3 protein-coding genes are annotated in these 12,534 nt (G+C 66.8%); all 3 read right to left on the bottom strand.

Features of this window, described 5'->3' with window-relative positions; translation table 11 throughout:
• Nucleotides 1-38 precede the first annotated feature (38 nt).
• From ACZ43N_RS15740 to ACZ43N_RS15730, 3 genes are read right to left on the bottom strand one after another with little or no spacing between them, the layout of a single operon-like run.
• Nucleotides 39-4,103: an Eco57I restriction-modification methylase domain-containing protein gene (locus ACZ43N_RS15740; protein WP_468097922.1), complete on the bottom strand. Its 4,065-nt coding sequence runs from the start codon at nt 4,101-4,103 to the stop codon at nt 39-41.
• Entirely contained in the window at nt 4,100-7,123 is a 3,024-nt protein-coding gene (locus ACZ43N_RS15735; RefSeq protein WP_468097921.1) for a helicase-related protein, read from the bottom strand. Before ACZ43N_RS15735 ends, ACZ43N_RS15740 begins: the two co-directional genes overlap by 4 nt.
• Nucleotides 7,120-12,396: a DEAD/DEAH box helicase gene (locus ACZ43N_RS15730; RefSeq protein WP_468098167.1), complete on the bottom strand. Its 5,277-nt coding sequence runs from the start codon at nt 12,394-12,396 to the stop codon at nt 7,120-7,122. Before ACZ43N_RS15730 ends, ACZ43N_RS15735 begins: the two co-directional genes overlap by 4 nt.
• Between the last annotated feature and the right edge of the window lie 138 nt (nt 12,397-12,534).

The following is a 12,534-nucleotide window of genomic DNA, read 5'->3' as shown; positions in this document are numbered from 1 at the left end:
TGTCGAGCTTGCCGCGCCCTCGTCGCACGGAGAATTGGTCACTCCTGCACATGCCTTGGCCCTTGTCCCGGGGGTGGGCTGAGCGGTGAGACGTAGGCGTCGCCCGCTTGGGCGGCCTTGGTCATGGCCGCGTAAGCCTCGAGGATCAGTAGCTTCGTGCGGTACTTGCCGTGGGCCGCCATGTCCTTTCCCCGCACGATGGGGAACGTCTCCATCACATGATCGACCTGGGCCTCGGTCAGGTCGTAGAGGTGGAACATGGCGGCGTCGAGTTCGGCGCGGATCTGGGCTCGGCGGGCTTCGTCCCAGCGGAAGGGGGGGCCTTCGTCGCCGAGGTCGCGGGCGAAGGGCGTGAGGTCGTGGGCTGTGTAGGTGAGTTCCAGGACTCGCGGGGTGATCCAATCAGCGAGGCTGACCTTCGCGTCCCATGCTGCAGCTAGCTTGTAGCGCTCAGGAGCGAGCACAGGGACTTGCCGCAGGTACGAGTAGGTCAGATGGATCCCAGCAACCTTCTGCCTCACGCCGTAGTCAAAGGCGAAGCTGTTCAGATTGGCGATGAGCTGAGCAGGTTGCTCGACGCCAGGGAGTAGCAGCGGTGTCGTGTGGGCGATGGCTGTTCTGGGGATGACAGACGTGATCATCGTTCGCTCGTCCGTGGATCGAGTCACATCCCGCCATCCCAGCAGCCACCCCTTGTCCCACCGCCCATTCAAGCGATAGTCCACATCACACTCAGACATCCAGTACCGGGGAATCGGACCCCGCCCCGGGTCGTTCTTTTCCTCCAGCGTCAGCCGCGGCAGCTCCGTGTCCTGGCTGCCCTCGGGCCGCTTGCTGTAGCACGACAGCCGGTGGTCGTAGTGGTGGACGAACTTCGCCTCGTACAGCGGCAGCAGCCGGTGTGTGCCGTCAGTGAAGACATTGCCCTCCAGGTGTAGTCCCCCGGCCTCCAACTGGGGCTGTTCCCAGAACAGGTCGGAGTCGTTGGCCATGTCGAACATGCGCATGAAGGAAATGCCCCAGGGGTTGGCCTCAGGGGCGTCGTCGTTCTCGTCCCACAGCACTGGTACACGCCGGTAGATCCCAAGCGTGATGTCAGCGTCACGCTGCGTGCGGAACATCGGCATGGTGCCGGTATTCGGGTTCACCAGCAGCAGGTCCGCTGGATTGACCTGAATGCGCTCACCGCGCGGTGGTAGTTCGTCCGGGTGTTTCCCCAGGGTCCAGGATTCGGCCTGCGTGATTTCGGTGTCCCGGCCCGTGACCGTTAGGAGCGAGAACCGGTAGCGGCGGTTTCCCACATCCGTCCAGATCCGCGGATTGGTGACGAAGTCCAGCAAGGAGTCGAGGCGCCGCTGTTGGAGGATGTCCCGGAAGAAGGGCGCCGTGGTGGAGTCCACGGCGATGCCGGTCGGCACGATGATGCCCATACGACCGCGCCCCGCGATGAACTGCCGGGCCGTTTCGGCGAACACAGAGTACGTGTTGACGTCGCCCTGTCCTGTGAACGGGAAGCGTCCCGAGTCACGCAGGAAGTGGAGAGTGCCCTCGGAGCGCCGGCGTGCGGCGAGGTAGGCGTCGTAGTGGAAGCGCTGCTCCGGCGAGGCGGCGAGCTCGGCGATCGCGTGGTCGCGGGCAGCCTTGTTGGAGGCGTCCGCGATCTCCGGAACGCGTGTGGCGAAGAACTCCTTGTCCTGGAGTTTCACCCGGTCCCAGGGAGGGTTACCCAGGACGCACGAGAAGCCACCGCTCCATCCCAGGTCCGGGTCGTAGCCGGGTGCCTCGTCGTCCGAGCTGTTGAAGATGTGCGGGAACTCCAGATGCCAGTGGAAGAACCCGTATTCATGGGCGAGTTGGTCCACCGTCTGGTCGGTCACCGCACCCGCGCTGCCGTTCTCGATCATGCGGCGCCAGGAGTCCGCGGCGATTCCCTCCGGTCCGCCGACATAGGTGGGCCACACGAAAGCGGCGCACCAGGCGTCCGCGATACGGCGGTCCCTGACTTTCTCCGGGGACGACTGCCATGAGCGGTACTTGTCGATCTGCCGGTGGATGTCGGCGAGCTCGCGGCCGGACTTGCTGTGGATGTCCGCGATGACGTGGGCGTGGTGGGCGTTGCCCGTGGCCACGGTGACGCCGCCGGTGGAGAACAGCGCGTCCTGACCTGCGTCGCGCTCCTCCCGGTTGCGCTTGCGGAGCCGGGCGACCTGCTTGGCGTCGTCGCCTTCGAGGGCCTGGTACGCCACATCGGGGATGCCCTGCTCCAACAGGCGCGGTGTGGCGCCGAGCAGGGCGTTGCCCTGGCGGATGTGGGCGTCGAGGAAGGACATCGGGCGGGGCTTGCCCGGTTGAAGGGCCTGCATCCACAGTGCGAACTTGGCGAGGTCGACGGCCATGTGGTCGAGGTCCACGCCGTGGATGCAGCGGGCCACGACGTCGGGCAGCCAGCGTTGTACGGCATCGACGGGTGGTTCGGTTTCCTGGGTGTGTACGACGGCGATGCGTTTGGCGATGCGGCGGGCGGCGGCGACCAGGAAGTGTCCTGATCCGCACGCCGGGTCGCACACGGTCACCCGCAGCAGGGCGTCCACGGGGTTGGATGACTTCGCCGCTTCCTCCAGGACGGGATCCAGGGCGGATTCGAGCAGGGTGTCCACAAGTGCCGTAGGTGTGTAGTACGAGCCCGAAGCCTTGCGGGAATGCCCGGCAGAGTTGCGCAGGCGGTAGGTCTTGCGGTCCGGATCGGGATCCGGGACCAGTTCGAGCAGGCCCTCGTACACCCCACCCAGCTCCTCCGCGCCGAGGTGGCGGTAGTCGACGGGCAGCCAGCGGCTGCCGTCGTCGCTACGGACCCGGGAGAGGTGACGCACCGCGGCGAGGAGACGGTCGTTGGGCAGCCGGAAAGAGGCCAGGGTGACGTCGTCGAAGAGGTGGTCCTGGGGACTGGGATCGTAGACGCCGCCGAGTCCCGGCAGGGCGAGCCGAGGGTCCCCGCCCTCTTTACCGAGGGCGTTCAGCACCATGATCAGGGCCTGCCACAGATCGTCCCGGCGGTCGCCCTTCATCGTCAGCGCGAGGCGGCGCAGCCGGCTGCTGGAGAAGTACGCCTCGTAGCGGTCCCGGGCCTGCGGATCGCAGTCCTTGCCGAACAGCGCCTGCCGGTCCTCGGCGACGAACAGGAAGATTAGTCGGTAGACGAGGCGTAGCAGGGCGGCGTTGAGGCGATCCTTGGGGATGTCGCCGCTCCTGAGCCCCTTGCTTATCTGTTCGTTGGCGGGGTGGGTGAGGAAGCCGGAACCCAGCTCCTCCAGCGCGAGCTGGAGCCCGGTGCTCAGGCCCTGCAGGAAGCGCGAGCCGCTCTCCAGGGCTTCCTCCCGCCAGCGTTCGAGCCAGCAGTCGGCAGCGGTTGGCTCGCCGGGTGCGTCGTCCTCGCGGGGCAGCAGGTCGATGCGGGAGGCGTGCAGTAGGGCATACAGCAGGTAGAAGTCCGCGTACAGGTCCCCGTCGAAGATCGATTCGAGGTCGAACTCGATGTACGCGGAGCCGACGAGGGAGGTGGAGTCCCGCACCAGTCGCAGCAGGCGGCCGTTGGAGAGCACCCCCCACAACAGCGAGCCGCCGGTGTTGAGGCAGTCCTGCAGCATGGCTTGGGGGACGCGTCCTCCCTTCGCGGGGCGGCGATCCAGTTCGGCGTGCCAGGACAGAAAGTGGACGGGGAAGTGCTCACGGTGGAGATGACTGACGGGGAAGGACCGTCCGCCAACTGTGACTCCCCGCCGTGTCGTGGGCAGTTGGCCGTAGCCGAGTTCGGCGAAGAGGGGGAGCAGCCACTTCCGCCGGGTCAGGGTGGTGCCGAGGTCGGCCGCTGGCAGCTGCTGCAGTTGGTCACGGTAGGACTGGTACACGCCTTGCAGATACGCCCACGACCGGCTCACGGCGTCGCCTAGCCGCCCGACTGGCAGGCTGTACTCGCCCGGTGTCATCCCGGGCAGGGCGCGGTCTCCTGCGGAGATACGCGCCAGGATCTCGGGGGAGAGCACGCTGCCTTCGATACGGACAGCGGTGAATCCGTCGCTCGCGAGAGGGACGGCAGTCGGGCTCACGCGGTGCCTCCGGCTGTGGTGGTCCGGTTGGTTGATGCTGTGTCAGGAACGTACACGTACACGCCGAGGACATCGGCCGAGGGCTGGAACGTCACCTGCAGTCCGCGCCGGGCGGCGGAGGCCGAGCGGCGGACGCGGCGGTGCGCTGCGAGGAGCTCGGATGCTGCTGCCTCTCCGTGGCGGTCCAACTCCGGCTGGATTCGGTCAAGATCACGTACGGCCCGGTCCGCGTACTGGCGTACGTGTTCTTCCAGGGCGTTGGCCGTGGGTTCGGCGTCCAGGAGCTGGGTCACTTCCTGCGGGGTGAGCCACTCGGGCGCGCTCGCACTGCCCTGGTAGGCGAGGACGCGGGCCTCCTCGGCCACTGTGGGTGTGGTGCCGCGCCCCGGCAGGGTCAGGTGATGGCGGAGGCGGACCAGCAGAAGCGTGGTGCGGGAGTCCACTGCCGTCGTCCTGATGACGCCGCAGCGCCGGGCCAGGCGCCGCCCGATGGCGATCGATCCGTCGAGGGAGGTGTCGAGCACCCACTGGGCCAGGGCGACGACACGGGGATCCGACCTGGTGAGGGAAACTTCGCCGAGCCGTTCAGCACCTTCTGCGCGGAAGGTGAGCTCCAAGGTCCGGGCTGCGCCGTCCAGCTGTAGGTCACGCAGCAGTCCGGGGGGCAGCCCGGTGAGGTCAGCGGTGAAGTCCGTTGCTTCTTCTTTCGGTTCCGTGAGTACCGGCTGGGCGGTCGCGGCGGAAGCGGCGGGCTTCCGGCGGGCGGAGACCGAGACCTCTTCGCGGGAGGGAGCGGGACGCAGGGTGGCGCCTAGCTTGGTGAGGCTGGTGCGGACGAACCGGATGACATCGTCCCGGCTACCGATGGCTTGCCGGAGGGCGTCGATCTCCTGCTGCATCTCTTCTGGGTGGATGGTGCGTTGCGCGTAGCGGGTCTGTGCCTTGGATTCCCGTTCGGCCGCGTCGCGCCACTGTCGTTCAAGTGCCTCGGCCGCCTCTTCGGCCTCCACGTCGAGGGTCAGCTGCCGCTCTTCGCGGCCGCGCAGCAGCACGCCCTGTACGAGTGCCTGTACCAGGCTGTCGGCTGCCTCGGGGACCGGCACTGCGACGCCGGTCGCCTTCTGGATGGCGCGGTGTTTGCGTAGCAGGACTTCGAGGACCACACCGTCGATGCCGTTGTCCTCGCCGTACAGGGTCACGGCCCGCACGTACGTCGAACGCTGGCCGAAACGGTCGACACGTCCTTCGCGCTGCTCAAGACGCGTCGGGTTCCACGGAAGGTCGTAGTGGACGACAGCCTGGAAGCCGTGCTGCAGGTTGACGCCCTCCGACAGGCAGTCGGTGGCGACCAGGACCCTGCGAGCGGCAGGGTCCTGAGTGAGCGTCGCGATACGGTCCTCGCGCTCCTTCGGGGGCAACAGTCCGGTCACGTGCTCGACGGTGATCTTGCCGAGGATGGACTTCAGATAATCCGCAACGTACTGGGCGGTGGGGATGTACCGGCAGAAGACGATGGGGTTGTAGCCGGCCGTGATCAGCGACTTGACTTCCTTGCCCACTTGGAGGAGCTTCCGGTCATGCTCGGGGCCGGCCAGCTGCCGGGCGCGTTCGGCGAATCGCCGGAGCCTTTTCCGCTCCTCCAGGATCCGGGCCTTGTCCCGCTCGCTCAGTTCGCTCCCTTCGGCTCCTTCCACCGCCTTGAGAGGGATCAGTGCCTCAGTGGCATCACCGGCGGGTGCGGCGTCGGTGCCTTCGTCGCTGTCGTCCTCGGTACCGTCGAGGACGGAGGCCCGGCCGAGCCGTTCTGCTTCCACGTCGGTCAGACCCTCGACGGCGGCCCTGGTCTCCAATGTGGCGGCGGCGGCCAGCGGCGAGGAAGCGAGCGAGCGCAACAGGGCGAGGGCGGACCACCAGCGGATGCGGTCGCGGGTCGCACCGCTGCTCGTACGCACGGTCTCCCGCGCGTACGCCAGTACATCCTCAAGGAGATCGGCGTACTCGTCGTGCATCCGGAAGGGCACATCCCGCAGGAACCGCGTGTCCGGAAAGTGGGTCTCCTCCTGCAGGTAGTGCTTGATGTCGCGTCGGCGTCGCTGCACGAAGAACTTGGCCAGGCGCATCCTGTCTTCGGACTGGGACGGGTCGAACGAGCCGGTATCCGGGGCGAACTGAGGGTCAAGCAACCCGATAAGACAGCGGAAGGTCTCCTCCTTACCACTGTGAGGAGTGGCGGTGACCAGAATGACGTGGCGCTGTGGTGACGTGGAAAGCTCGGTGAGGAGCTCGTAGCGCAGCTGGCGGTGTTTGCCCGCCCGGTCGGCGGCGTCCGGTACGCAGGTGTGGGCTTCGTCGACGATGACGAGTTCCGGTGCGCTGCGCAGGAACTGGCTGCGGCGGTCCTCCCGCTTGATGAAGTCCGTCGACACGATGGTGAATCGGTGCCGGGAGAAGAGGCTTTCGGCGCCCATGAGGTCGCGCTCCAGCTTCTTGACGGTGCTGGGCAGGACCAGCGCGGCTTCGATGCCGAACTTGTCCCGCAGCTCGTCCTGCCACTGCCGGGCCAGCGCTGGGGGGCACAGCACACTGAACCGGTCAACCTGCCCCTGAGCCACCAGCTCCTTTGCGATGAGCCCCGATTCCACAGTCTTGCCGATGCCGACATCGTCGGCGATGAGCAAACGCGTCACATCCATGCTCATCGACATCATCAGCGGTACCAGCTGGTAGCGCCGAGGCTCGAAGTTCAACTGGGCGAGGGATCGGAAGGGGCCCGCGCTGTCCCGGAACCCGATCTGCAGCGCCGTTCGAAGAAGCCCCGCGCTGCTGAAGTCACCCACCTCGTCGGGGTCGGTGCTCGGCCTGGGAAAGGACGAATCCGTTACTTCGTCGACGAAGAGCCCAGTGGTGAATGCCGGGTCACCGCCCAGTGGGCGTGCTACCAGAAAATCCTCGGTGACCTTCTCCACGACCCAGTCACGCCCGCGGGCGGCCACCAGGTTGCCGGTCTCGTACTTGGTCACCGGGCTCCTCCGGATCCGAACACGTTCGGGTAACGGTCGACGATCTTCTGCCAGTTGTCAGTGTGCCCGAAGCGGACAACCAGCCAGCCTGCGTCCATCAGCCGGTCCTCGGCCTCCTCGTCGCGTTGCTGCTGGGTGGGCCGGTCGTGGTGTGGACCATCGACGAAGACGGCGACGTCGGCACCGGCGAGGCGGTAGACGAAGTCCGGGCGGGCCGCGAGATGTATCAGCGGGACCTGCGCCTCGTCCGGCACGCGCAGCTCCCGGTCGGCGAGGAAATCGAGGAAGGCGCGCTCCAGTTCGCTCTCGCTGTCCTCCTTGAGCATGATGAGCCGGTCAGCAGGACTGGCTGCCCCGCCCGTTCCCCGCACCGTTGCCCCTGCGATACCCCTCAACAGCCCGATCGCCTTTGTGCGGTCGATCAGCCGGTGCTCGCTCTGGTTTCCGTACGACAGGAGGCAGTCGTAGCAACCGAGTTCGCAGGGCTCGGGCAGACCTGCCGACGCCGGCACGTCCTCACCGGTGTCCGGATCGGTGTGCACGATGCGCAGGGCTTCGGCGGCCGCGGTCGCCAGTGCGTCTGGTTCGGACTGCAGGCGGCGAAGCACCCCGGCGCCGCCCTCGGCGCTCTCCGTGAACAGCATCCGGGCCCGGTTATCCGGGTCCGGCAGGGCGATGGAGGTCAGTTCGGAGTCCTCCAACTGGAAGGCCGCCTCGACACCGCGCTCAAGGGCGAAACGCAACGTTGTGGCGGTGACCTCGTCAACCGGCTTGGCGAGACGCAGGAGGAGGATGTTCCGTCGGTCCTCCACGAAAGGGACCACGGGGCGGGAGATGTCGGCATCCGCAAACGACTCCCCTTCGTCCGATTCGAGGGCTTCAGCCTGCTTGTCGGGCAGCCATCGGCCGGTCGCGGTGTCGATGCGGTAACCGACCCGTGCCTTGTCCTTGCGCCGTCGTCGTCCCTTGTTGATGATGCGCAGGCTGGCGGTGTCTCCGTAGGCCAGGTCGGCAAGCTTCTGGCCATCGCGGAGAATCTGCGCGTCCAGCCTGGCTGGCCGGTCGCCGTGCGCGTTGAACCGGTAAGCGGTTTCCAGCTCGAAGCCTGCCCGGCGTCGTTCTTCCTCGTCGGAGGAGATGCGTTCGCGACGCTCGGTGACGACCGTGGTTAGCCGCATCAGGTTGGGGATGAGCCCGGTGAGCGCTTCACCGCAGTTGTCGCAGAGATCCGTACCGGCCTGCTGCTCGTGGAAGTAGCCGCAGTGGCGGCAGAGCCGAGCTGCTTCGGTGTCGATCTCGCCCGGCTCGGCGATGGGCAACTGCACCCGCTTGACCTCGTATCGGGCTCCTTCGTGGTAGATGAGGGCACCGGGGCCGAACTCGTTGATAGCCAGGAAGCGGGGGCGTTGCAGGTAGTCGCCCTCAGCACCCGCACCCCGAGCTTTGCGGGAGCCCGGGATGTACGCGGCCAGCGGGAGCCGCGGGAAGGAGTATCCGGGCAGGAACCCCTCAGACGCGAAATAGCGGTACGTGTAGAAGTCGCTGAAGTTGTGGCCGAGGCGCTGGCTGTCCTCGTTTCGCAGCAGCTTGAGCTGGTTCTCGGCCTCGCGCCTGCGCCGGGCCGCCTGCTCACGGGACTGGGGGCTCAGCGACTGGTCGAGGACGCGGCGGTTCTGTTCCTCCTGCTCCGCGAGAGCGCCCCGGTAGAGGTTGCGCCAGCGGTCGCAGGCTCGGTCGAAGCCTCGGGCGGCGTTGCGGACGACATCCTCCAGCCAGCGCGGGCTCCACCAGCTTGAGCTGTCGAGATCCGGCACGGACGCGAGCACGTTCCGAGCACGCTCCTCCGCGCGGCGGGCCGGTGCCGGATCGAGCATCTGCGCCCAGATCTCCTCGCGCACCGGATAACCGCGCATCGAATCAGCGAGATCCAGTACCTCGGGCAGGCTCGAGTGCAGGTCGGCTCCGGTCTCGGCGAGCCAGATCGCCTGGACGTGGCTGCGGACCAGATCCTCGTTCGCGAGATCGAGGCGCGGCGGTGCCACCCGCCCCTGCACCATGAGGTGCGACCGACGGAAGTAGTACTGATCGTGTGCGTTCCCAGTGGCGCAGTACGTGGTGACCAGGGCGGGCTCACCGGAACGTCCCGCGCGCCCGGAACGCTGCGCGTAATTCGCCGGGGTAGGCGGCACGTTACGCATCGCGACGGTGTTGAGGCTCTTGATGTCGACGCCGAGCTCCATCGTCGGGGAGCAGTACAGCAACGGCAGCCTGCCAGAACTGAACCGAGCCTCCCGTTCCTCCCGTACGGGCGTGGGGACCTGAGCGGTGTGCTCCCCTGCCTGCAGCCCAGCGAGGCTGTGTGCGAGATCCGCGTAGAGACCACGGAAGAAGGCATTAACGCGCGGTGCGGTGGCACCGTGTCGGCGACGCAGCAGATCGCGCATGCCTTCGGAACCGTCTGAAGGCAGCCACAGCAGCGAGGACGCCTTCACTCGGTAACCGGGGGTACCCGTCTCCGACCGTGGCACGGACTCCGTGATCAGGTCTGCTTCGCAGAGCACTTCGAGCAGCCTGCGGATCACGAGCTGGGCGTCGTCGACGGTCAGGCGGTCCGACAGGTGCGGGAAACAGCTCGGCGCGCGCAGATAGCGGCCGAGCATGGACCGGCCGGTGAAGTGGACGTCACTGCGGTACCCGCCAGGCCGCGCCGGCGTTGGGAACACAGCCGCAGGGCGGGGCTCCGGATGACTCTCCGAGAGCGCCCAAGGGCCAGTCAGCCACTGGTCGGAGCGCGAACGCACCCGCTCGAAACCGGTGCGGGACAGAACCTCGACGTCGACGGCGAGATTGCGGCGCATCTCATCGAGCACCAGCCGCAGCAGCTGCTCGCGCTGCTCCGGGGCGGCGTCGGCGAGAGCCGCGTGCCCGCTCTCCCAAAGGTCCTCGGCAGCGGCGATCTCACCGAGAGCCGGATATTCGAAAACCAGCAGCCCGGTTTGCTCCAGGCCCGGCATCGTCACACGCCAGGACCCCTGCAGATCCTGGTACAGGAGGAGTTCCACCACCGCGCGCAGAGCAGAGGTGACATTCTCCCGCTGATGGCTGAAGCGAACCTCCGCCCTGCCCGCGTAGGACTCCACCGGCAGGGCCAGAGCATCGGTGACACGCTGCGCCAGAGTGTCGTAACGCAACCCGGCTGGACCGGCGTCACTCAACGCCTTGACTAGGGCGCCCCGCAGATGCGTCACCTGGATGAAGTCGTTGAAATGCCCAGCCTGCAGACTGGCGTCCTGACGGTTGTCCACGAAGGTGAGCAGCTTCTGAGCCTCTCTCGGCATCTCATCGCCGGGTGGCTGGCTGCGCAGACTCCGGACGATGCTCGCACTGATCACCGTCATCGCGGAGCTGCGCCCCTCCGAGTCGAGGCTGGCGAGCTTGGCGAAGTCCCGGCCACGGACCTGCTCGTACGAGACCTTGCACTCGGGGTTCAGGCAGAACAGGAACGGGGCGGGGACGAATGCAGCCCTAAGACCCTCGGCACCGTCGGCAGGGTCAGTGCCGTGGTCGCCTGCGGCTGAGGACTCGCTCTCTGCGCCGCCGTACCCCGTTTCTGTACCGTCGAGAGTGACGGTCACAGGCACCGGAAGATAGCGCCGACGATTGTCGGTCACATGGATACCGGATTCGTCGCGCACGAGCCATGAGTCCGGCAGCCGCCCGTCCGCGACAGGATCCGCTGGCCACGGTGCGGTGGTGCTCACATACAGATAGCCGTCCGCGGTCTGATCGTCGTCCGACTCGTGATCGTGTCTCGGCTCGTAAGCCACCTGGCCGGCTCTCATCGTCCGGGACACAGCGAGGTACTCCTGGCCGCACTCGCGGCAGAAGGACAAGGGCAGCAGGAGCTTGCCCCGGTCGCCCTGGACCACACGCTGGTATCGCCTGGTGGCGTAGCGCGTCGCCTCGGGCTCAAGGCTTACATAGACGGTGTCCCCCTTCGAGACGAACTGGTGCAGGCGGAAGGCGAACAAGGGGCGATGCGTGTCAGGGTCCTTGGCCTTCGCTCCGGCGCGCAGCATGTCCTCGATGGCAGCCCTGCACGTGTCCTCGTCCAGATTCACCAAGGCGGCCAGGCCGACCGCAGCATCGGCCAGCGTGATCGGACGCTGCCGCTCGAGATGCCCAGCCTGGTCTCGCAGACCGAACGTGTTCTCGATCCAGACCGCGAGCGGATCCTCAGCAAGGTCGTTGTAGCCGCGGGTGAGCCGATCCGGTGCCCTGAGTACGGCTTCGGTCAACTGCGCCGGTGACGGATCCGGCCCTCGGGTGGCGCGGCGGAGTGTCTCGCCGATGACATGTTCCGGTGCGACGTCTTCCGGCCCTCCGAAGATCCGGCTGGCCACGCGCGCCACGTCTTTACGGCGCTCCAGATGATCTCCTTCGTTCGACATGGTCGCTGAGGTGCCGATGCACTGAAGGCTCCGCGCCTCGCAGGCGTCCCGCACACGCCGCACCAGCAGAGCGACATCCGCTCCCTGCCGGCCGCGGTAGGTGTGGAGCTCGTCCAGGACGAGGAAACGCAGATCGCGTGTGGCATGCAGAAAGTTTCCGCGCTCCTTGTCGCGGGTGAGCAGGAGGTCGAGCATCACGTAGTTCGTGAGGATGATGTCGGGGCGATCGCGCAGGATCCGGTGGCGCTCCTCCTCGGACTCCTGGCCGGTGTAGCGCGCAAAGGTCACCGGCGACGCCTCTGGCCCGTACCCTGCCTGAAGGAACTTCTCGAGCTCTTTGCGCTGGCTGTTCGCCAGAGCGTTCATCGGGTACACGATCACCGCGCGCGTACGGCGTTCCGTATCGCCCGCGGCGCGTGCACGCAGGACGTGGTCCACGATTGGCACGATGTAGCCGAGGCTCTTGCCCGAACCGGTGCCGGTGGTGAGCACGAAGCTCCTGCCGGTGGTGGCTACCTCGATCGCTTCTCGCTGGTGCCGGTGGAAAGAGATGGGAACGCCGGGAGCCCCTCCGGCGTCTTTGCCGGTGCGGAAGATCTTGGAGCACTCGGGGTGCAGCAGCTGGTCCTTGACGAGCTCGTCAACCGTGCCCCCCGGTTCGAAGAGAGGGTTGATCGACAGCCATGCGTCCGGCCATTGGCCGCCTTCTGCGAGGTCACGCTCGACGGCCTCACGAATTCTGGGGTCCCGGATGCCCACGAATGACTCAGTGAACTGCCGGTAGTCAGCGACAAGCTTCCGGTGCAGTTCAAAGACATCCACAGCGGCCAAACCTCTCTCATCCCCTGGTCGGCCTACATCATCGCGCACGCCACTGACATGCGGTGTCGGAGTCTGCCCAATTATCGCAATTGATGTGATCTGGAGTTTCCCCTGCGATCACGGACTCCACGCTACGAG

The sequence above is a fragment of the Streptomyces sp. NPDC030814 genome (genome assembly GCF_055572155.1).
This window is presented reverse-complemented; position numbering and strand designations above follow the sequence as displayed.